19 protein-coding genes and 1 tRNA gene are annotated in these 21,372 nt (G+C 67.4%); 10 read left to right on the forward strand and 10 right to left on the reverse strand.

What is annotated here, in order from left to right:
* Positions 1-287 precede the first annotated feature (287 nt).
* The 5 genes from ACFRJ8_RS07800 (at position 288) to ACFRJ8_RS07820 (ending at position 5,529) form a co-directional block, all read left to right on the forward strand.
* Positions 288-1,625, forward strand: coding sequence for a hemolysin family protein (locus ACFRJ8_RS07800; RefSeq protein WP_377985532.1), 1,338 nt, complete (start codon positions 288-290; stop codon positions 1,623-1,625).
* On the forward strand, positions 1,622-2,686 hold the full coding sequence (locus ACFRJ8_RS07805) for a hemolysin family protein (protein WP_377985533.1): 1,065 nt from the start codon (positions 1,622-1,624) through the stop codon (positions 2,684-2,686). The genes ACFRJ8_RS07800 and ACFRJ8_RS07805 overlap by 4 nt, the downstream gene beginning before the upstream one ends.
* Before the next feature lie 130 nt (positions 2,687-2,816).
* Positions 2,817-3,776, forward strand: coding sequence for a metal ABC transporter solute-binding protein, Zn/Mn family (locus ACFRJ8_RS07810; protein ID WP_377985534.1), 960 nt, complete (start codon positions 2,817-2,819; stop codon positions 3,774-3,776).
* A gap of 49 nt (positions 3,777-3,825) precedes the next feature.
* Positions 3,826-4,641: a metal ABC transporter ATP-binding protein gene (locus ACFRJ8_RS07815; RefSeq protein ID WP_377985535.1), complete on the forward strand. Its 816-nt coding sequence runs from the start codon at positions 3,826-3,828 to the stop codon at positions 4,639-4,641.
* Positions 4,642-5,529: a metal ABC transporter permease gene (locus tag ACFRJ8_RS07820; protein WP_377985536.1), complete on the forward strand. Its 888-nt coding sequence runs from the start codon at positions 4,642-4,644 to the stop codon at positions 5,527-5,529. It begins immediately after the preceding gene.
* Positions 5,530-5,536: 7 nt separating this feature from the next.
* Here ACFRJ8_RS07820 and ACFRJ8_RS07825 read toward each other — a convergent pair whose 3' ends face one another.
* Complete coding sequence (locus tag ACFRJ8_RS07825) at positions 5,537-5,998, reverse strand: Fur family transcriptional regulator (RefSeq protein WP_377985596.1); 462 nt, start codon at positions 5,996-5,998, stop codon at positions 5,537-5,539.
* A gap of 134 nt (positions 5,999-6,132) precedes the next feature.
* Between ACFRJ8_RS07825 and ACFRJ8_RS07830 the strand changes: the two genes are divergently transcribed.
* The gene (locus ACFRJ8_RS07830) at positions 6,133-6,789 is read left to right on the forward strand and encodes an MBL fold metallo-hydrolase (RefSeq protein WP_377985537.1); all 657 of its coding nucleotides are present in this window, start codon (positions 6,133-6,135) and stop codon (positions 6,787-6,789) included.
* A gap of 57 nt (positions 6,790-6,846) precedes the next feature.
* Here the strand turns inward: ACFRJ8_RS07830 and ACFRJ8_RS07835 are convergent, their stop codons facing one another.
* Positions 6,847-7,950, reverse strand: coding sequence for a PLP-dependent cysteine synthase family protein (locus tag ACFRJ8_RS07835; protein WP_377985538.1), 1,104 nt, complete (start codon positions 7,948-7,950; stop codon positions 6,847-6,849).
* A 49-nt stretch (positions 7,951-7,999) separates the two neighbouring features.
* On the opposite strand from ACFRJ8_RS07835, the gene ACFRJ8_RS07840 reads away from it, so the two are divergent.
* From ACFRJ8_RS07840 to ACFRJ8_RS07850, 3 genes are all read left to right on the forward strand, one after another.
* A complete protein-coding gene (locus tag ACFRJ8_RS07840) occupies positions 8,000-8,872 on the forward strand; it encodes a sulfurtransferase (protein WP_377985539.1) in 873 nt (290 codons plus the stop codon).
* 535 nt (positions 8,873-9,407) lie between these two features.
* Positions 9,408-10,598, forward strand: a complete 1,191-nt coding sequence (locus tag ACFRJ8_RS07845) for an NAD(P)-dependent alcohol dehydrogenase (RefSeq protein WP_377985540.1) — start codon at positions 9,408-9,410, stop codon at positions 10,596-10,598.
* A complete protein-coding gene (locus ACFRJ8_RS07850; protein ID WP_377985541.1) occupies positions 10,595-11,023 on the forward strand; it encodes an HIT family protein in 429 nt (142 codons plus the stop codon). The genes ACFRJ8_RS07845 and ACFRJ8_RS07850 overlap by 4 nt, the downstream gene beginning before the upstream one ends.
* A gap of 76 nt (positions 11,024-11,099) precedes the next feature.
* Here the strand turns inward: ACFRJ8_RS07850 and hrpA are convergent, their stop codons facing one another.
* Complete coding sequence (gene hrpA, locus ACFRJ8_RS07855) at positions 11,100-15,149, reverse strand: ATP-dependent RNA helicase HrpA (protein WP_377985542.1); 4,050 nt, start codon at positions 15,147-15,149, stop codon at positions 11,100-11,102.
* A 169-nt stretch (positions 15,150-15,318) separates the two neighbouring features.
* Positions 15,319-15,486: a hypothetical protein gene (locus ACFRJ8_RS07860; protein ID WP_377985543.1), complete on the reverse strand. Its 168-nt coding sequence runs from the start codon at positions 15,484-15,486 to the stop codon at positions 15,319-15,321.
* 92 nt (positions 15,487-15,578) lie between these two features.
* Here ACFRJ8_RS07860 and ACFRJ8_RS07865 point away from each other — a divergent pair, with 92 nt between their 5' ends.
* Positions 15,579-16,544, forward strand: coding sequence for a GlxA family transcriptional regulator (locus ACFRJ8_RS07865; protein ID WP_377985544.1), 966 nt, complete (start codon positions 15,579-15,581; stop codon positions 16,542-16,544).
* A gap of 49 nt (positions 16,545-16,593) precedes the next feature.
* Here the strand turns inward: ACFRJ8_RS07865 and ACFRJ8_RS07870 are convergent, their stop codons facing one another.
* The 6 genes from ACFRJ8_RS07870 to ACFRJ8_RS07895 form a co-directional block, all read right to left on the reverse strand.
* A complete protein-coding gene (locus ACFRJ8_RS07870; RefSeq protein ID WP_377985545.1) occupies positions 16,594-16,890 on the reverse strand; it encodes a protealysin inhibitor emfourin in 297 nt (98 codons plus the stop codon).
* A 59-nt stretch (positions 16,891-16,949) separates the two neighbouring features.
* Entirely contained in the window at positions 16,950-18,038 is a 1,089-nt protein-coding gene (locus ACFRJ8_RS07875; RefSeq protein WP_377985546.1) for a M4 family metallopeptidase, read from the reverse strand.
* Positions 18,039-18,229: 191 nt separating this feature from the next.
* Positions 18,230-18,302, reverse strand: a tRNA-Arg gene (locus tag ACFRJ8_RS07880).
* An 83-nt stretch (positions 18,303-18,385) separates the two neighbouring features.
* Positions 18,386-20,005: an FAD-dependent oxidoreductase gene (locus tag ACFRJ8_RS07885; protein WP_377985547.1), complete on the reverse strand. Its 1,620-nt coding sequence runs from the start codon at positions 20,003-20,005 to the stop codon at positions 18,386-18,388.
* Positions 20,002-20,874 (reverse strand): FAD:protein FMN transferase, encoded by an 873-nt coding sequence (locus tag ACFRJ8_RS07890; protein ID WP_377985548.1) that lies wholly within the window; start codon positions 20,872-20,874, stop codon positions 20,002-20,004. The genes ACFRJ8_RS07885 and ACFRJ8_RS07890 overlap by 4 nt, the downstream gene beginning before the upstream one ends.
* A gap of 15 nt (positions 20,875-20,889) precedes the next feature.
* A complete protein-coding gene (locus ACFRJ8_RS07895; RefSeq protein ID WP_377985549.1) occupies positions 20,890-21,333 on the reverse strand; it encodes a hypothetical protein in 444 nt (147 codons plus the stop codon).
* Positions 21,334-21,372 lie beyond the last annotated feature (39 nt).

A 21,372-nucleotide genomic window follows, 5' to 3' on the forward strand; every position in this document is an offset into this window, starting at 1 on the left:
GCCGCTCCTGTAGACTGAAATTCTTATGGACAGTAAATCTAGGTGCCGGCCTGGGGGCTGTCAGCGGAGAACGGAAACCGTTCCCGCGCAGTCCACCCGAAGAGCCGGCAAACCCCGTTCACGCGCCCATCACTCTCCGGCCACGCGCCACACCGGAGCCTTCCAGGAAACAGGGTCGGCCGCCGCCGACCATCCTCCGCCGGGCAGACCCTTCCAGCATTTACGGTCCCTGCAGCGGCCCTTGCCGTGCGCGGCTGTTGCGGCTGCCGCGGAAGCAGGCCGCTGAGATGGAATGGCTACTCCTCGCAGCAGGCCTGCTGCTCATCCTCGGCACCGGGTTCTTTGTCGCCGTGGAATTTTCCCTGGTCGCCTTGGACCAGGCCACGGTACAGCGCGCCGTTGACACCGGCGACACCGCCGCCGAGCCGCTGCTCAAATGTCTCAAGTCGCTCTCCACCCAGCTTTCGAGCTGCCAGCTCGGCATCACCATGACCACGCTGCTTACCGGTTACGTCATGGAACCGTCCGTCGGCAAGCTGCTCGAGGGTCCCCTCACCGCGCTCGGAGTCCCGCCCGCGGCGGCTGCCTCGCTGTCCCTGGTGCTCGCGATGGCGGTGGCCACCTTGCTTTCCATGCTGATCGGTGAGCTGGTGCCCAAGAACATGGCGATCGCGCTGTCCTTCCCGATCGGCAAGGCCGTCGCCCGGCCGCAGCTGGTGTTCACCGCCATCTTCAAGCCCGCAATCGTGGTGCTCAACGGTTTCTCCAACAAGGTCCTCAACGTCTTCGGCCTGGAGGCCAAGGAGGAAATCTCCGGCGCCCGCACGCCGGCCGAACTGGCCTCGCTCGTGCGCCGCTCCGCGGCCATGGGCACCCTAGACGCCGGAACGGCCAACTTCATCGCCCGGACCCTAAAGTTCTCCGGGCGGACCGCCGCGGACGTCATGACTCCCCGCATCCGCGTGGAAACCATCGACGCCGACCAGCCGGTCTCGGACATCGTCGAGGCCGCCAAGCGCACCGGGTACTCCCGTTTCCCGGTGATCGGCGAGTCGTCCGATGACATCCGTGGCGTGGTCCATATCAAGAAGGCCATTGCCGTGCCCTCGGACCGCCGCGCCAAGCTGCAGGCCGGAGCCATCATGACCGATGTGCTCCAGGTCCCCGAAACCATCCACCTGGACGCCCTCCTCGCCGAACTGCGCGAGGGCAACCTGCAACTTGCCGTCGTCCTTGACGAGTACGGCGGTACGGCCGGCATCACCACCCTGGAAGACCTCGTGGAGGAAATCGTAGGGGAAGTGGCCGATGAGCATGACAAGGTCCGCCCCGGCCTGCTCCAGAGCGCCTCGGGGGACTGGTACTTCCCCGGCCTGCTCCGGCCCGATGAACTCTCCGAACAGATCCCGGGCCTGACCGTGCCCGACGAAGCTGCCTACGAAACGGTGGGAGGCTACGTCATGAGCCAGCTCGGCCGGATCGCGGCAGTCGGCGACACTGTCGACGTCGTCGGCGGGACACTGAGCGTGACCCGCATGGACGGCCGCCGGATCGACCGGATCTGTTTCCGGCCCACCCGGGTACCCGGCGACGGCCAGCCCGCCAGCCAGGCAGGTGCCGCATGAGCGACTGGGCAGGAATCCTATGGCTTGCCTTCCTCCTGGTGGGCAACGCCTTCTTCGTGGCAGCAGAATTCGCCATCATGTCCGCCCGCCGGAGCCAGATTGAGCCGCTGGCCGAGGCCGGTTCCAAGCGCGCACAGACCACGCTGCGGGCCATGGAAAACGTGTCCCTCATGCTCGCGTGCGCCCAGCTGGGCATCACGGTCTGCTCGCTGCTGATCCTGCAGGTGGCCGAGCCCGCGATCCACCACCTCCTGGCCGTGCCGCTGGAAGCGGCAGGCGTCCCCGTGGGGGCTGCGGATATCGTGGCCTTCGCCGTCGCATTGCTGGTGGTCACGTTCCTGCACGTCACCTTCGGCGAAATGGTGCCCAAGAACATTTCCGTGTCGGTCGCGGACAAGGCGGCGCTGTTGCTGGCGCCGCCGCTGATGTTCATCGCGCGGCTGGTCAAGCCCGTCATTACGGCGCTTAACTGGTCCGCAAACCACATCCTGAAGCTGATGCGGATTGAGCCACAGAATGAGGTCACGTCCTCCTTCACGCTCGAAGAAGTGCAGTCGATCGTGCAGGAATCCACCCGCCATGGGCTCGTGGACGACGACGCCGGACTCATCACCGGAGCGCTGGAGTTCTCCGAACACACGGCCTCCCACGTGATGGTTCCGTTGGGAAAGCTCGTCATGCTCAAGGCGGCCACCACGCCGGCGGAATTCGAAAAGGCCGTGAGCCGGACCGGGTTCTCGCGCTTCCCGATGCTCGATGACGACGGCATGCTGTCCGGCTACCTCCACATCAAGGACGTGCTGTCCATCCCGGACGCCGGTTACCACCAGCCGATCGCGGAAAGCCGCATCAGGTCGCTGGCCAACCTGGCCATGGTCGATGAAATCGAGAAGGCCATGTCTGTCATGCAGCGCACGGGCTCGCACCTGGCCCGCGTGATCGGCCCTGACGGGCTGACCCAGGGGGTGCTGTTCCTGGAAGACGTGATCGAGCAACTCGTTGGCGAAATCCGGGACGCGACGCAGGCCACCGGCTACCGCAGGCTGGGCCAAGACCAGTAAGGGACAGCCCACGGACTGCAGCGGACGGACGGCATGCCGGGTATCCCTAAATAGGAATGATTCCTATTTAGGGATACACTCGGGCTGTTGCTATTGCTCCTGATTCTCAATAACAGATCCGAGGTTTCCCGTGCGTCGTCCCGCTGCCCGAGCCATGCTGGCCGGCCTTGCCGGCTTAGGCCTCCTGCTCACCGCGTGCACTCCGACGGCGGGCAGCTCACGGGGGACCGCCGGTGACGGCGTGGTCGACGTCGTCGCCGCCACCAGCGTCTACGGCGACATCGTCTCCAGCATCGGCGGCGACAAGGTCCGGGTCAGCTCGATCATCAACCGCAGCAGCCAGGACCCGCACTCCTACGAGGCCACCACGCAGGACAAGCTGGCCGTCTCCAAGGCCGAGCTCGTGGTGGAGAACGGCGGGGGATACGACGCCTTCATCGACACGCTGGCAGCCGACACCGGGCTGGAGAGCAGCAGCATCATCAACGCCGTGGACGTTTCCGGCCTGGCCACCGAAAGCCCGGCAGCGGCGAGCCCCGACTCCGCCGGCCACACCCACGAGCACACCGGGCTGAACGAACACGTCTGGTACAGCCTGCCGGCCATGTCCCGCCTTGCTGACGCCGTCGCCGACAAGCTGGGCACCCTGGAACCGGGCTCGGCACAAACGTTCCGGACCAACGCGGCGGCCTTCAAGGCCTCGCTCAGCGGCCTGGAAACCAAGGTCGCCGCCATCAAGTCCTCGGCAGGCCACGTGCCCGTGGCTGTCACCGAGCCGGTACCGCTGTACCTGCTCGAGGACGCCGGCCTGGAGAACGAGACCCCGGCGGAGTACACGGCCGCGATCGAGGAAGACGCCGACGTCCCGCCCGCCGTGCTCAAGGCCGCCGTTGATCTCGTGGCATCCCGGGGAGTACGGCTGCTGGCTTACAATACCCAGACCGAGGGACCGCAGACGCTGGCGCTACAAAAGGCCGCCCAGACCGCCGGCGTCCCGGTAGTCAACTTCAGCGAAACCCTCCCGGACGGCCAGTCCTACCTGCAGTGGATGACCGCGAACGTGGAGAGCATCAGCAAGGCCCTAGGATGATCGCAACAGCCGGAGCAGCCGTCTCCGCGGAAAATCGAGGAACCCCCTTTTGACACCGGTAGTGAGCCTCCGCGGCGCCTCCCTGGCGTTCGGCCGACGGACTCTGTGGGAGGGCCTGGACCTGGACATCAACCCAGGTGAATTCTTTGCCGTGCTCGGTCCCAACGGCAGCGGGAAGACCACCTTCCTGAAGGTCCTGCTCGGCCTGCAGGAACTGAGCACGGGCACCGCCGTGCTGGACGGCCACCCCGTAGAGCGGGGAAGCCGCCGGATCGGCTACGTGCCCCAGCAGAAATCATTCGACCCGGACACGCCCCTGCGCGCCCGCGACCTCGTGGCCCTCGGCGTCGACGGCCACCGCTGGGGCATCCGACTGGGCAACGCAAAAGTGAACCGGAAGGTCGATGAGCTCCTGGACCTCGTGGGCGCCACCGACTACGCCAAGGTGCCGGTGGGGCAGCTCTCCGGCGGTGAGCAGCAGCGCCTGCGCGTGGCCCAGGCTCTGGCCACGGATCCGAAAGTGCTGCTGTGCGACGAGCCGCTGCTCTCCCTCGACCTTCAGCACCAGCAGGGCGTCAGCGCCCTGATCAACAAGCAATGCCGCGAGGCTGACAGTGCCGTGGTGTTCGTGACCCACGAGATCAACCCGATCATGGACTACGTGGACAGGGTCCTGTACCTGGCCGGAGGCCGGTTCCGGGTGGGCACACCCGCGGAGGTCATGACCACCGAGGTGCTCTCCGATTTGTACGACAGCCATGTTGAAGTCATCCAGGCCAACGGCCGCCTGATCGTCGTGGGGCTGCCGGATGCCGCGACGCACCACCACGAGGACGCACATTCTGTCGCGGGAGAGGTGGGCTGAGTGGATCTGGGCAACCTGCTGCATTCAATCTTCAACTTCGAAAATTATGGCGAGCTGCTGGTCCTGGTGCAGAACTCCATCTGGGCCGGCGCCGTCCTCGGCCTGCTGGGCGGGCTCATGGGCACCTTCGTGATGAAACGCGACCTGGCGTTCGCGGTCCACGGAATCTCGGAACTCTCCTTCGCCGGAGCGGCATTCGCGCTGCTGATCGGCGCGGACATCATCCTCGGCTCGCTGGCGGGATCGGTCCTGGCAGCCGTGGTGCTGGGCGTGATGGGCGTCCGCGCCAGGGACAAGAACTCGATCATCGGCGTCATCATGCCCTTCGGGCTGGGCCTGGGCATTCTCTTCCTGTCCCTGTACGAGGGCCGGGCGGCCAACAAGTTCGGCCTGCTCACCGGACAAATCGTGTCGGTGGGAACGGTCCAGCTGCAGGTTCTGGCGTTCGCCGCCGTCGTGGTGATGCTGGCGCTGGTTGCTATCTGGCGGCCGCTCACCTTCGCCAGTGTTGACCCCGACGTCGCCATTGCCCGAGGCGTGCCGGTGCGGGCCCTGGCACTTGGTTTCATGGTGCTACTGGGCATCAGCGTGGCGCTGTCCATCCAGATCGTGGGCGCCCTGCTGGTGCTGGCCCTGCTGATCACGCCAGCGGCGGCCGCCATGCGCGTCACGTCCTCGCCCCGGCTGGTGGTCATGCTGAGCATCGTCTTCGCGATGACGGCGACCGTCGGCGGCATCCTCCTGGCTCTCGGCGGCCGGCTGCCGATCAGCCCCTATGTGACCACGCTGTCCTTCCTGATCTACGTGGCCTGCCGGATGATCGGCAGTGCCCGGGCCAGGCGGGGCCTCAACGGGCGGGTCGTGCAGAACGCGGTTGCGGCGGCCTGAGCCTGCGCTATTGGCCGGACCGATTGGCTGTGCATTCGGGGCACAGCCCGAAGATTTCCACGGTGTGCTCCACCGCGGTGAAACCGTGCTCTTGCGCGATCCGCGCGGCCCAGGCCTCCACTGCCGGGGCTTCAACTTCCACGGCCTTGCCGCAGTTGCGGCACAGCAGGTGATGGTGGTGCCCGGTGACGGCGCAGCGCCGGTAGACCGCCTCGCCGTCGGCGTTGCGCAGGACATCCACCAGCCCGTCGTCGGCGAGGGACTGCAAGATCCGGTAGGACGTGGCGAGGGACACCGCGGTGCCGCGCTCCTGGAGGATGCGGTGCAGTTCCTGGGTGCTGACGAAGTCCGCCAGGTCGTCCAGGGCGGCACTGACGGCGAGGCGCTGCTTAGTGACGCGCTGTTCCTTGCCCTGCACGGGTGCCGAGGCCGGAGTCCGGCTACTGCCGGCGGTGGTGCCTTGGGACATCGTGGAACTCGCTTCGTCAAGGATTCGCGGGTGGGACTCGCTGCGGTGTGGTGGCAATGTCCAAGATTACCAGCGTGCAGGATTGCCAGCAGAGTTCCGTGGACACTGTGGCGGCTGGTGCCTAGGCTGGCCGGATGAAGCTGACCAAATTCACACACGCCTGTGTCCGCCTCGAGCAGGACGGCCGGGTGCTGGTGTTTGACCCCGGCACTTTTTCGGAGACGGATGAGGCCCTGGCCGGAGCGCATACCGTGCTCATCACCCACGAGCACGCGGACCATGTGGACGTCGACGCCGTCGCCGCGGCGTTGCAGTCGAACACTGCCCTTGAGCTTTACGCCCCCGAAGCGGTGGCCGCGACCCTTCGGGGCAAGGCGTCCGACGCCGGGAGCCGCATCCATGCAGCCGCCGCGGGCGAGGAATTTGAAACCGCGGGATTCGCGGTCCGGACATATGGTGGCCAGCACGCCCTCATCCACCCGCAGATCCCCGTCGTTGCCAACGTCGGCTACCTCGTGGATGGCAACGTCTACCACCCGGGGGACTCCTTTGCGATCCCGGACGGCGTCGAAGTCAAGACGCTGCTGGTACCCATCCACGCCCCGTGGAACAAGGTGGGGGAAGTGGTGGACTTTGTGATCGGCGTCCGCGCCGCGCAGGCTTTCCCGATCCACGATGCGCTCCTCAACGAGCTGGGCCGCGGCCTGGTGGAGGGGCATGTGACCCGGATCGGCGCCAAGTACGGCACCGAGTACCGGCACCTCTCCAGCGGCGATTCCGTGGAGGTCTAGGCGGCCCACCGGGGCCGGCCTGCTGATCAGACCAGTCAGGCCGGTTGATCAGACCAGTCAGGCCGGCCAGACGCCGGTCTGGAAGAACTCGCTCAGGACCGCCTCGTGGGGCTCGGGATCCAGACCGTGGGCGTCCAGCCACTCCGAGTTGTAGTAATTCCCGGCGTAGCGGTCCCCGCCGTCGCACATGAGGGTCACCACACTGCCCTTGCGGCCCTCTTCGATCATCGCCGCGATGAGTTGCCACACGCCCCAGAGGTTGGTCCCGGTGGACGGGCCCGCGTGCAATCCGGCATGTTCCCTGAGGTGCCGCATGGCCGCCACAGACGCGGCGTCGGGAACCTGGATCATGTGGTCGATGACGGCCGGCACAAAACTCGGCTCCATCCGCGGACGGCCGATGCCCTCGATGCGTGACGGCAATGCCGCCGCGGTTCCGACGGCGGGGATCCCGCCGTCGGGCCGGCTGTCCCGCCAGCCCGGATAGAACGCGGAATTTTCCGGGTCGACGACGGCGAGCCCGGTCTCGTAGCGCTGGTACCGCAGGTACCTGCCGATCGTGGCGCTGGTCCCGCCGGTGCCGGCCCCGACCACCACCCAGCGGGGGATCGGGTGTTCCTCCATCGATAGCTGGCCGAAGATCGACTCGGCGATGTTGTTGTTTCCGCGCCAGTCCGTGGCCCGTTCTGCATACGTGAACTGATCCATGTAGTGCCCGCCGGTGCTGCTGGCCAGATCCGCGGCAGCCTGGTAGACCTCGGAGGCGTGGTTCACCAGGTGGCACGAGCCGCCGAACTGTTCTATCAGGGCGATCTTCTCGCGGCTGGTGGTCCTGGTCATCACGGCGATGAAGGGCAGGCCGAGCAGCTGCGCAAAGTAGGCCTCGGAGACGGCGGTGCTGCCGCTGGAAGCCTCAACGATCGTGGTGCCTTCCCGGATCCAGCCGTTGACGAGGCCGAAAAGGAACAGCGAACGCGCCAGCCGGTGCTTGAGGCTGCCCGTGCGGTGCGTGGATTCGTCCTTCAGGTACAGCTGCACGCCCCAGTATTCGGGGAGCGGCACCGAATACAGGTGGGTGTCGGCGGAGCGGTTGTTCTCGGCATTGATCCGGCGGACGGCGTCGTCGGCCCAGGCCCGGTCCTGCTGGTGCGCGGTGTTCACCGCTACAGCCTACCGGGGGCGGCAGGACCGGCGAAGATAGAGTGGGGAGATGGACACCCTTCTCAATGCTGCTGCCCTCAAGGACCGGCTGGACGGCGCCGTCGGCACCGGCCAGCGCACAGTGCTCCTCGACGTTCGCTGGGCGCTCGGTGACCCCCACGGGCACGACCACTACCTGCGTGAACACATCCCTGGAGCGGTCTTCGTGGATCTCGCCACCGAACTCGCCGGTCCGGCGGAACCGCAGCGCGGAAGGCATCCGCTGCCGTCGCTGGAGCAGTTCCAGGAATCCGCGCGCCGCTGGGGCATCAACGACGGCGACGCCGTTGTAGCGTACGACGACAGCGGCAACATGGCCGCCGCCCGGTTGTGGTGGATGCTGCGCAACGCCGGCTTCCGCCAGGTCCACCTGCTCGACGGTGGCCTGGCCGCCTGGCGTGCTGCAGGGTTCGACGTGGCGGCGGGGCCCGAACAGCCCGCGCCCGGGAACGTCACCCTGTCCGAGGGCCACATGCCCGCGATCGACGCCGGACAAGCAGCCACCTGGGGCCGGCAGGGGCTGCTGTTGGATGCCCGGGCGGCCGAAAGGTACCGCGGGGAAATCGAACCCGTGGATCCCCGCGCGGGCCACATTCCGGGCGCTGTGAGTGCACCCACCACCGGCAACCTGGAGACCGACGGGCGCTTCCTTGGCCCGGCGGAGCTGCGGGCGCGCTTCGAGCGGCTTGGCTACAGGGCCGACGTTCCCACCGCCGTGTACTGCGGTTCCGGCGTCACAGCGGCCCACGAGATCGCCGCCCTTGAGATCGCCGGCTTTTCCGCTGCCCTGTACCCGGGATCGTTTTCGGAGTGGTGCCACGGCGCCTCCAACGATGTTGTCACCGGGCCGGAACCGTACGGCGACGTCGAGGCTTCAAACTAGCGTCCGTTGGAGCTCACGCCAGTTCGCATTAGGCCCTGCCGGCCGGCCGGAACACCGCGGCCGGTGTGCGGTCGGCCCGAGTGCCGGACGCCGGAGCGCCATCGCTCGATCGACGAACTGTGGACGCCGGCAGGATCTACAGCAACTGATGGCACCAACGCCGGAAGGTCCAAGCCCAGCTCCCGCTCGTAACCTTGGTCTCCGCCCCGACGGCTTCTGGATGCGTGGCACCTAGGCAGCAGCCGGCTCCTTGACCTTGCTGCGTTTGAGTGACTTGGCGTGGCGCAGAAGCTGAGGCTGGCGACGGGAGCCCTGCTGGTCCGCGACTGATGGGCATTGCGGTGCTCCCGGGAGGGGTGGTGCGGTGGAGCGGTAGGTGTGGCCGGTCGGGGTAGCACTAGCGCTTGAGCTTGCACCCGGTGCGGCCGCCGCCGACGGAGAACAAGGCCCGCGGCACGGCCCCAGCCGGGGCCGGCAGTGCGGCGAGCCGCACCAAAAGTGGAATACCGGCTGGAACCGGGGGTAGCGTCAACGTATGACACCTGGACGTCCTGTACCCCCGCCCCTTGCCAAGCCGCTGCCGGATCTGGACAGCGACGCGAGCACCGCCGCGAGCACCACCGCGGGCACCGCAGCGCAGACCGCCGGCCCCACCCTGGCCGCCGCGTACGGTGCCACCGCACCGGATAGCGGACTTGTTCCCTTGACCGTCTCCCGCCGGGCACCGAAGGCGGACGACGTCGAGATCGCCATCGAATTCTGCGGACTGTGCCACTCGGACGTACACGCCACCCGGGGCGAATGGGGCGGCGACACGTACCCGTTGATCCCGGGCCACGAGATTGTCGGCCGCGTCTCCCGGCTGGGTGCCGACGTCGACGACTTCACGATCGGTGAGCGCGTGGGCGTGGGCTGCATGGTGGATTCCTGCCGCGAGTGCGACAGCTGCTTGGACGGCCTCGAGCAGTATTGCGAGAAGGCTCTGGTGGGAACTTACGGGGCCAAGGATGCGCGCAACGGCGGCGCCATCACCCAGGGCGGGTACGCCACGTCCATCGTGGTGGACCGCAACTATGTCCTGCGGGTGCCGGAAACCCTGGACCCCGCCGCCGTCGCGCCCCTGCTGTGCGCAGGCATCACTACGTATTCGCCCCTGAACCACTTCGAGGTCGAGGAAGGCGACGTTGTCGGCGTCGTCGGACTGGGCGGCCTCGGCCATATGGCAGTCAAGATCGCCAAGGCCATGGGCGCCGAGGTCAAGGTCTTCACGACGTCGGAGAACAAGTTCGCCGCGGCCCGCGAGCTGGGCGCCCACGACGTCATCCTCTCCACCGACCCGGCCGCCATGGAAGCCGCGAACCGCAGCATCGACGTCATCATCGACACCGTTGCCGCGCCGCACGACCTCAACCCCTTCTTCCGCACCCTGCGCCTGGACGGCGCGCTATTCCAGCTGGGCCTGCCCGCCTCGCCAATGCCGCCCGTCAATCCCGGGGCGCTGATCCGGCGCCGGATCGCCTACGCGGGTTCGCTGATCGGCGGCATCGCCGAGACCCAGGAGATGCTGGACTTCTGCGCCGAGCACGGCGTGGTGTCCGACGTCGAGGTGGTCGGGGCAGACCAGCTCAACGAAGCCTACGACCGCATGGTGGCGGGCGACGTGAAGTACCGTTTTGTCCTGGACGTCAGTACCCTGGGGTCCCCGGCAGAAAAGGCGGACGCATGAGCACTCTCTTCACCAAAATCATCAATGGCGACATCCCGGGCCGCTTTGTCTGGCGGGAGGACGACGTCGTGGCGTTCCTGACCATGGGCCCGCTGGCTGACGGCCACGCCCTCGTGGTGCCCACCGAGGAGGTGGACCGCTGGACCGACGCCTCGCCGGAGGTGCTCAGCCGGGTCATGGAAGTTGCCCGCAAGATCGGCGCCGTCCAGGTGGAGGTGTTCGACGCCGCCCGGGCAGGGCTGATCGTGGCCGGCTACGAAATCAACCACATGCACGTCCACGTGTGGCCCTCCAACTCGATGGCGGACTTTGACTTCGGCTCGGCGGACCACCACCCGGATCCGGCCAGGCTGGACGCCAACGCGGAGAAGCTCCGCGAAGGCCTCCGCGCAGCCGGCCACGCGGAGCACGTTCCCACCTCCTAGAAGCCGGCCACTCCCGGCCGCCCAAGCCACTCCAGGCTGCCAAGTCCTGGCGCCGGCGTAGCACTCACCAATGGGTCTACGCCGGCGCCAGTACTTTGTTCAGCGCCGCCCGGATGCGCTTCTCGGACACCGAATACGCGGTCCCGAGTTCGACGGCGAAGAGGCTCACCCGCAGTTCCTCGATCATCCAGCGCACATGGGTTAACTCCGCACCGGCCCGCCGCCCGGGCAGCAGCGCGGAGACGGCGTCGTCGTAGTCGTCCTCCAGGGCCTGGACAGCGGCCATGTGCTGGGCGTCCCGCTGGACGTTGCCCGGCAGCTTCTCGAGGCGTTTTTCGATCGCCGCGAGGTAGCGGGGCAGCTGGCTGAGCTGGGCGTAGCCCGTGCGTGCCACGAAGCCCGGATACACCAGCTGCTCGAGCTGGACCTTGACGTCGTTGAGCGCGCTGATCAGGGCCAGGCTGGTGGTGCCCTTGAGCTGCTTTTCGATCCGGCGCGTGCTGGCCAGGATGCGTTCGACGACGGCGGTGACCGTGAAGACAGTGTCGATAAGCTCCGCCCGGACGTTCTCGTAAAGCGCCTTGAACGATGCCTCGTCCCACGGCAGTGCGGCCGGGGTGAGCTTGTCGATGGCGGCCAGGGCACAGTCGGCGATCAGCGCCGTCACGGAACCGTGCGGGTTCTGGCTGAACGTCAGCTTCTCGGTGTTGTTCAGGTGCTCCAGGACGTAGCGGTCCGGCGGCGGCACCTTCAGGGCCAGGAGCCTGATGACGCCGCCACGCATGGCTTCCTGCTGTTCCGACGGCGTCTGGAACAGCCGCAGCGCCACGGACTTTCCCTCATCCACCAGGGCCGGGTAGCCGGTGACGGTGTGCCCGCCAACGTTGCCCTGGACCTGGCGCTGGACGGTTCCGAAGCTCCAGTCCGTGAGCCCGGACTTTTCCGTGAACCCGCCCGGGGCCGCGGCTGTGGCAACCGCCAGGGCGGCCGACGGCGACGTGCCGGCACGTGCGGTCCGGGCGTCTTTTCCATTCCCTGTGTCCTGCCCCTTCGCACCGGACTTCCCCTTGGCCGGTGCCGTGGTGCCCGGTGTGGCACCGAGGGACTCCGCGATGGCCCGGCGGGTGGCCGGGGCCAGCCGCTCCTGCAGCGCAGTGAGGTCTTTGCCCTCATCCAGCAACTTGCCGCGGGAATCCACCACCCGGAAGCTGACCCGCAAATGCGCGGGCACGGCGTCCCAGTTCCAGGACCCCGGAGGGATAACCTGACCGCGGATCCGCCGCAGCACCAGTTCCAGCGACGGTTCGAGCTCGTCCGTGGCGGGGTCGAAGTCCGCTTCCAGCGCCGCGACGGCCTGGCGGGCCACATCCGGGGCAGGAACGAAGTTCTTGCGGATCTGCTTGGGCAGCGATTTGATGAGCGCCGTCACTAGCTCCACCCGCTGCCCGGGAATCAGCCAGCGGAACGCGGCGTCGTCGAGCTGGTTCAGGAACAGCACGGGGACCTCGGCGGTGACCCCGTCCGAAGGATTCGGCGGCGATCCGGGCGCCACGGGATGGAACTCGTAGCTCAGCGGAAGCTCGAAGCCCTTGTGCAGCAGGGTCTTGGGGTAGGCCGAGTCGTCCAGGGCCGCGGCGTCCTCGCTGATCAGCAGGGACTGGTCGAAGTCGAGCAGCGTGGGATCCTGCTGCCGCGCGTCCTTCCACCACTTGTCGAAGTGCCGTTCCGAGACGACCTCCGCCCCGATCCGGGCGTCGTAGAACTCGAACAGCGTCTCGTCATCCACCAGGATGTCCCGGCGCCGCATCCGGGCCTCCAGCTCCTCGACTTCGTGGAGCAGCGCGCGGTTGCGGTGGAAGAACTTGTGGTGGGTCTGCCAGTCGCCCTCAACCAGGGCATGGCGGATGAAGAGCTCGCGGCAGAGCTCCGGATCCACCTTGCCGTAGTTGATGCGCCGGCTCGGGATGATGGGCACGCCGTACAGCGTGACCTTTTCGTGGGCCATCACCGCGCCCATCTTCTTGGACCAGTGCGGTTCGCTGTAGCTGCGCTTGACCAGGTCAGGGGCCACCTGCTCGGCCCAAAGCGGATCGAACTTCGCCGCGACGCGTGCCCAGAGCCGGCTCGTCTCCACGAGTTCGGCGGCCATCACGAACGTGGGCGACTTCTTGAACAGCGCCGAACCTGGGAAGATCGCGAAGCGGCTGCCGCGGGCGCCGGCGTATTCGCGCTTGCGCTCATCGAGGATGCCGACGTGGCTCAGCAGCCCCGAGAGCAGGCTGATGTGGATCCCGTCGTGGTTGGCCACCGGATCGGCAAGGCGCTTGTTGTCCAGGCTGATGCCCAGCGGGCGCGCCAACTGGCGGAGCTGGGCGAACAGGTCCTGCCACTCCCTGACCCGCAGGTAGTTGATGAACTCGTTGCGGCAAAGCCGACGGAACGCCGTGGAGGACAGTTCCTGCTGCTTCTCCTGCAGGTAGTTCCACAGGTTCAGGTAGCCGGTGAAGTCCGAGTTCTCGTCCCGGAAGCGGGCGTGCTTCTCCGTGGCGAGCTGCTGCTTGTCGGTTGGACGCTCGCGCGGGTCCTGGATGGTCAGGGCCGCCGCGAGGATCATGACCTCGCGGACGCAGCCCCGCTTCCCGGACTCCACGATCATCCGGCCGAGCCTCGGGTCTACCGGCAGCTGGGCCAGCTGCTGCCCGACGGCGGTGAGTCCGCCACCGCTTCTCCCGGCAGCAGCGCCGGCGGGCCGGCGGCCCGGGCGGCCGTTGCCGTCGTCCGCCGGTTCCTGGGCCCGGGCGGCACTGAGGGCGCCGAGCTCGCGGAGGAGGCTCACGCCGTCGTTGATGGCGCGCGAATCCGGCGGCTCGACGAAGGGGAAGTTCTCCACATCCTTGGGTCCGCGGGCCACGCCCATGGCGGTCATCTGCAGGATGACGGCCGCGAGGTTGGTGCGCAGGATCTCCGGGTCCGTGAACAGCGGCCGCGACGCGAAGTCCTCCTCGGAGTACAGGCGGATCGCGATGCCGTCAGAGACGCGGCCGCAACGGCCCGAACGCTGGTTGGCCGAGGCCTGGGAGACACGTTCAATCGGCAGGCGCTGGACCTTGGTCCGGTGCGAGTAGCGCGAGATCCGCGCCGTGCCGGTGTCGATGACGTACTTGATGCCGGGGACCGTCAGCGAGGTTTCGGCCACGTTGGTGGCGAGCACGATCCGGCGTTTGCTGCCGGGGTGGAAGACCTTGTGCTGCTCCTGCAGGCTCAGCCGGGCGAAGAGGGGAAGGACCTCGGTGCCGGCCAAGCGCCGGTTGGACTGGATGCGGGCGTTGAGGGCCTCCGCAGCGTCGCGGATTTCGCGCTCGCCGGAGAAGAAAATCAGGACGTCGCCGGGGGCTTCCAGCGCGAGTTCGTCGACGGCGTCGCACACTGCATCGAGCGGGTCGCGGTCCTCCTCGAGTTCGTCGTCCGAGGCTGAGCCTTCTCCGTCTTCGGTGCCAGCACCGGCGCCGCCGGCGGGCTGGGACAGCGGGCGGTAGCGGATTTCCACCGGGAACGTCCGGCCCGACACCTCGATGATGGGGGAGGGCTCTTCCTCGGTGCCGAAGTGCTTGGCGAAACGCTCCGGATCGATTGTGGCCGAGGTGATGATGATCTTCAGGTCCGGGCGCTGCGGCAGGATCCGCTTGAGGTAGCCGAGGATGAAGTCAATGTTTAGGCTGCGCTCGTGTGCCTCGTCGATGATGATGGCGTTGTACTTGCGCAGCAGCCTGTCGCGCTGGATTTCCGCCAGCAGGATGCCGTCGGTCATGAGCTTGACCTTGGTGGACCGGCTGACCTCGCCGGTGAAGCGCACCTGGAAGCCCACTTCCTGGCCGATCTCGACGCCGAGTTCCTCCGCGATGCGCTCGGCCACGGTGCGGGCCGCGAGCCGGCGGGGCTGGGTATGGCCGATCAGCCCCTGCTCGCCCAAGCCGAGCTCCAGGCACATCTTGGGGATCTGGGTGGTCTTACCCGAGCCGGTCTCGCCGGCGATGATGGTCACCTGGTTGGCCGCGATGGCGGCCATCAGATCTTCGCGGCGCTCGGAAACCGGTAGCTCGGCGGGGTAGGAAATATGGAATGTCATGGCTGGAGACAGTCTACTGGGGCGGACTGTCTACTGGGGCGGCGACGGCGGTTGACCGGTGCTGCTGTCCGGTCCGGGTGTCCTGTCCTAGTCATTCGCCCCGGCCCATGTTGAGGGCCCGGCTTGATGAGCCGGGCCCGAGGGGCGAGTGGACTAAGCGTGCGCGGACTTAGATGTTCCGCATCGTGTAGTTGATGCTCGGCAGGTCCCGGGCCATCCAGTATTCTTCCGAGCGGACGGGCGGAGTGTGGCCGAGGCCATCCTTGCGGAGGGCGGCGATCGTGGCGGTGACGCCGGCAAGAACCAGGATGATGAGGGCGATTCCGAGGAGTTCCATACCTCTATGGTTCTCCGGTCCGCACCCTTAAAAAAGTGGCAGAAATGCCCAAAAAGCTACAATTTCTGCCACTGTTCTGTCAGGATGGAGTCATGATCAAATCAGTGGCAATGATCGTGGTTCCCAACTTCTCGATCTTCGAGTTTGCGACCGCCTTCGAGGTCTTTGGCATCGACCGCTCGGACCGCGGAAGCGGCGTGCCCGCGTTCGATTTCCGCGTCTGCGCCCCGGAGCCGGGCGACGTCCCGCTCAAATCCGGCCTCTCCATGCACGTCGGTCTCGGGCTGGAAGCGACTGCGGACGCAGACCTGGTGGTGATGGCGCCGTACGGCCGGGACGAGGACGTTCCCGAAGCCGTCCTGGAGGCGCTGCGGGCCGCCCACGCCCGCGGTGCCTGGGTAATGTCCATTTGTTCCGGGGCCTTCGCCCTGGCTCGGGCGGGCCTGCTCGATGGCCGCCGCTGCACCACGCACTGGCATTACTCCCAGGAATTGGCCACCCGGTACCCCGCTGTCCTAGTGGACGAGAATGTCCTCTACGTCGAAGACGGCCGGATTATCACCAGTGCCGGCACGGCCGCCGGGATCGATGCCTGCCTGCACCTGGTCCGCGTTGAGTTCGGCGCCAAGGTTGCCGCCGCCATCGCCCGGGACATGGTGGTCCCGCCGCACCGGGACGGCGGCCAGGCCCAATACATCGACCGGCCCATTCCGACGTGCGGCTCGGAGCCCATGGAGCAACTGCTGCAGTGGATGGTCCGGCACCTGGACGAGGAACACGCGGTCAACGAACTGGCGGCCCGGGTCCATATGTCGCCGCGGACGTTTGCGCGGCGCTTCCGCGCGGAAACGGGCGCCACCCCTGCGGCGTGGCTCAATTCCCAGCGGGTGCTGCGCGCCCAGGAGCTGCTGGAGAGCACGGAGCTCAATATCGACGAAATCGCAAGGGAGTCCGGCTTCGGGCATTCGGTCCTGTTGCGGCACCACTTTGCGAAGGCGCTGGACACCAGCCCGCAGTCCTACCGGCGCACGTTCCGGGGGCATCTGGCCACGGCATGACGGCCACGGCCCGATGGCCCCGCAGACAGGCAACCGGCATAGGCAACGTCTAGCCAAAGCCCGGCGACGCCGACCCCTCCGCCGCTGCCCGGGCGCATTCGACGAGGTCGCGCCACGGACCGATCAGCGCGCGCTCCGGCAGGACCGCCCGGCGCTGATCGGCCCGGATGCTGTACATGAACCGGTCCGGCTGGCCGGTTGCTCCGCTGATCCCGGCGACGTCGTCCCACGGGCAGGCCTCAATCAGCGGCTGCCACCGGTCGGTGTCTTCCGGCGGCTCCGGCCGGACGGTCCACGTCTGCTTCATTCCGGCCACGCCGCCACTGCGCTGGACAGTGATTTTCATTGGACTCGGATCTTCATCGGACTCGAATCTCAATTGGACTCGATTTGTGGGGCCTTGGCTTATCGTCGGGCCCCCGGGAACTTTACTTTCACAGTTTCCCACGCGGAGCGCACGGCGTCATGCTCCTTGGAATCGTCCCCGAAAAGCTCCTTGGCAGAGGCCGCGGTGGCCTTGGCGAAGGCGCCGAACGTGGCGGTGGGGGACAGCGTGCCGCCCGTCAGCGTCTCATACCAGATCTGTGCCGGCGCGTCCCAGGCGTTGCCGCCGAGGGCCGTGGCAACCAGGCAGAACGCGCGGTTGGGGATTCCGGAGTTGATGTGCACGCCGCCGTTGTCCGCGCTGGTGCGCACGTAGCCGTCCATCGAGTCCGGCTGCGGGTCCTTGCCGAGCACGTCGTCGTCGTACGCCGTGCCGGGAGCCTTCATGGAGCGCAGAGCGGCCCCCTGCACCTGATCCGTGAAGAGGCCTTCGCCGATCAGCCAGCTCGCCTCAGCCGTCGACTGCTTCCGGACGTACTGCTCAACGAGTGCCCCGAAGACATCGGACATCGATTCGTTCAGGGCGCCGGCCTGGTTGCGGTAAACCAGCCCGGCGGAGTACTGGGTCACGCCGTGGGTGAGCTCGTGGCCGATCACGCTCAGGGATTTCGTGAACCGCTCGAAAACCTGGCCGTCACCGTCGCCGAAGACCATTTGCTGGCCGTCCCAGAACGCGTTGTCGTACAGGCGGCCGTAGTGCACCGTGGCATCCAGATGGAGGCCATTGCCGTCGATCGAATTCCGGCCGAAGGCTTCCGCGTAGAGGCGGTGGGTGTGCCCCAGCCCGTCGTAGGCCTCATCGGCGGCGGGATCGCCAGTGGGCGGTTCGCCTTCTTTGCGGACCACGCTGCCGGGCAGCTGCTCGGCGGACTTGGCGTCATAGACCGTCCGCTCCGGTGCGGAGGGCTTGGGCTCCCGGATCCCGGGATGCCTGCCGGGCCCGGGCACTACACGGGAGGCCTGGAAGCTCGGCACGTGTTGCAGGGCTTCCTTTGCCGCGCGGGCGGCCTTGGAGAGTTCCGGCTTTTGCTGCGCGGCCAACCGGCGGAGCAAATACGGCGGAACGATGGAACAGTGAACATTGGACCAGTGCGGAGTTAGAACGAACATGTGAGACCCCCTCAATGCTTCGGAGCGGGCAGGTTAGCCCGCCACCGATGGAAACAGCCTACGAGGGGGCACCGACAATGGGCAGGGGTAAAGCCGCTGGGTTTCCGCGTTCTTTCGGCGGGATTCACTGCACAAAAAACCCCGCCGTCTCAGTGAGACAGCGGGGTTTTCCCGGTGATGCCGATATTTTGTGCCCTCGATTGGAATCGAACCAACGACCTTCTGCTCCGGAGGCAGACGCTCTATCCCCTGAGCTACGAGGGCATCCAGGGTTCCTGCCGTTACCAGCGGGACGTCCTAGAGCTTAGCAGGAAGGTGGCCTCCAATGGAAAATCGGCGCTCATTTGTTAGTAGCCGGTGAAGGAATCCACATGGATCCGGCGGGCGCCGGCGCCACGTGCCGCGGCCCGCAGCGAACTTACGCTGGCGGGCGAGCCGGAGACGAAGACTTCCCGGCCGCCGATGTCGGGCACCAGCTCCTTAAGGACCGCCGCGTCAATCCGGCGTGAGCCAGCGTCCTCCATGAAGTCCGGCGGCGCCGATCCGTCGGCAAGCCGGGCCAAGATGCGCGCCCCGGAGCGCTGCAGCTCCTCGGCGTAGCCCAGTTCGGCGGCATTCTTTGCCAGGTACAGCAGGACGACATCGCGGTGAAGGTCGCGGTCCCCGGCTGAAGCCCCGGCTGCGTCCCCGGCCGAGCTTCCGGCTGGCGCCGCGGCCAGTTGGGCCATGTAGGGGGTGATGCCGATTCCGGCCGCGATGAGCAGCACGGGGGTGGCCGGGTTCCGGGGCAGGAGGAAGTCGCCGTTGATCGTGGTGGCGCTGACTTCGTCGCCCGGGGCCAGGGCCAGAAGCGAGCGCTTGGCTGATGACACCGGCTCCGCCGTCCCCACCCCGATCGTCAGCAGGGGCGCGCCGGGCGCGCTGGTCAGGCTGAACACGCGCCGGATTCCCTTCCCGTCACCTACGCGGGTGCGGGTGCCGGGGCGGTTGCCTTCGGCTGTGCCTGGGGGCAGGTGCAGTTCCAGGGACTGTCCGGGAATGAAGCGCACGCGGCGCTCCGGGCGGAAGCTGAATTCCGTCGTCGTCGGCGTCAGCGTACGGCTGGCGACGAACCGAAGCCGGACCCCGCCGCGCTGTCCAACGGCGAAGGCGAGGACGTTGCCCACCAGCAGCGCCAGCTCGGGAGAGTTGGCCACGAAGCCCAGGTTGTAGGGGACCGCGAACAGCACCCCGACGACGGCGGCCAGCGCCAGTTGCTGCCAGCGCCGCGGCGGCAAGGTGAGAGGTTCAGTGAGCATGAACCCGACGAAGAACAGCACCGGGCGCTGCGCGAAGGTCTGCCACAGCGCCTCGGGAAGCTCCAGTCCGGCCCGGAGCAGGTCCGCGGCCACAATGGACGCGGCCACCACGGTGAAGACGGCAGCCATGGTGACCTTCCCGGTCCGGTAGAGCACCAGCAGCACCCCCGGCAGCACCAGCAAGAGCATCGCCGGCGTGGCCGCCCACCAGGTGGCAATGTTGAGCCCGGTCAGCCCGGCCAGGAATGCGCCGGCCGCAGCCGGATTGAAGATGTGGCGGCCGCGCCAGGCCAGCGCATACTTCGACGCCGAGGCCAGAACGCAGGCCAGGGCGACGCCGGTGATTTCCGCCACCTGAAGTCCCTGGGTCAGCTGGCTGGGCCAGAAGAGGAAGTACAGCAGCAGGCCGGTGATGAGTGAGGATTCCGTGTGCGGACGCACGTGGAAGAGCGCGGCCAGCCCCTGGCTGGAGGCGTACGTCAGGCCAAGGCACAGGGCCAGATGGGCCAGCATTTCCGGCAGCCCGAACGTCAGCCAGCCCAGCACATTGAGCAGCAGGCTGTAGACGGCCAGGATGGCCAGGACCCACAGCACCAACCGGTACATGGTGAGCCGGCCCAAGGCGGTGTCCAGCCTCGAGCCGAGGGCAGTGGTGGTGATAGCAGTCATGAAAAAAGCGCCCCTTCAAAATCGGCTGAATATTCCGCGTGCCCGTCCGAATAGGCCGTGAGCCAGGCGAAATCGAACTCCTGCTCCAGGCGCGGACCCTCGACAAAAAACAATGCGGTGGCGAGCGCATCGGCCACCATCGCGGACCCGGCCATGGCCCAGCTGGCGACCACGCTGCGCACCGGAGCTCCCGTGGTGCCGTCCAGGACATGATGGAACCCATCACCCCAGGCCCTCCGGTTGGCGGCGGAAGCGCAGAGGGCGCCGGCCCCCAGCTGGACGGTGCCGATAGCCCGGGTGGGATCGTAGGGATGCTCGAGGGCGACCGCCACCGGTTCCGGCCCCGGATTCAGCAGGTCCCCGCTGGCATCGATGAAGTGCTCGGCGCAGCCGCCGTCCCGGAGCTGGGCGGAGAGCAGATCGGCCAGCTGCCCCTTGCCGGCCGCGCCGACGTCGATCACCACCGGCGCCGTGGTTGTCAGCGCGGTGCCCTGCCACTCCAGCACTTCCTCCCAGCGCGGCGCTGGAAGCGGCGCGCCGCCCGGGCGCAGCGTGTAATTGGCGCCGTAGCCCAGACGCTCCAGGCTGCCGCCGATGAGCGGGGTCATGGCGCCCCCGGTCAGCCGGTACAGCGTGCTGTACAACTCGGCCATAGCGGCTGATTCGGCCGGCAGCTCAAAGCGGCCAGGCGAGCGGGCAGCGTCCGCAATGAGCGAGTCGGTCCGGAACCGGGACCACGCGGCGTCGTACCCCTCCACCGTGGCGAGCAATCCGCGGCGGCGTTCGTCGGAGAGCCGGGACGGCGTGGAAATCTCCCAGCGGGTCCCGATTCCGTCAAGACTGAAGTGCGTCCAGCCCGGATGCGGCACGATTCCTCTGTCCCTCTATTGGGCCTGGGCCTGTGTCTTGATATCCGCCACGGCCCGGTTGAAGCCGCCGCTGGTCAGCGAGGATCCCGCCACTTTGGAAACGTTGATCTCGTCGAGCTTCTTGCCCACCACCTGGGCCTGGATGCCGCTGGCGAATTCACCCTGGAATTTGCGGGTGTTCGGATTCGACGGGTGCTGCGTGATCTTCACGTCGGACACGGCACCGCTGGCCAACGTCAGCTCCACGCCAACGGTCTCAGTGCCGTTGGGCGACTTGTAGTTGCCGTCGGCACTGAATGTGCCGTCCTTGTAGGAACCGGTGCTGGCAGCGGACTCGGACGCCGGGGGCGCGCCCTGGGCAGCCGGTGCCTGCGCCGACGGGGCGCAGCCAGCCGCGGTTCCGGCGACGGAGAGGCCGGCAATGCCGACGAGGACGCTCTTGCGGAAGGCGGTATTCATGCGGGACTCGATTCTTTGCGGGGACTCGGACAGCGAACA

Source organism: Arthrobacter sp. NPDC056886 (assembly GCF_042788715.1).
Taxonomy (GTDB): domain Bacteria; phylum Actinomycetota; class Actinomycetes; order Actinomycetales; family Micrococcaceae; genus Arthrobacter.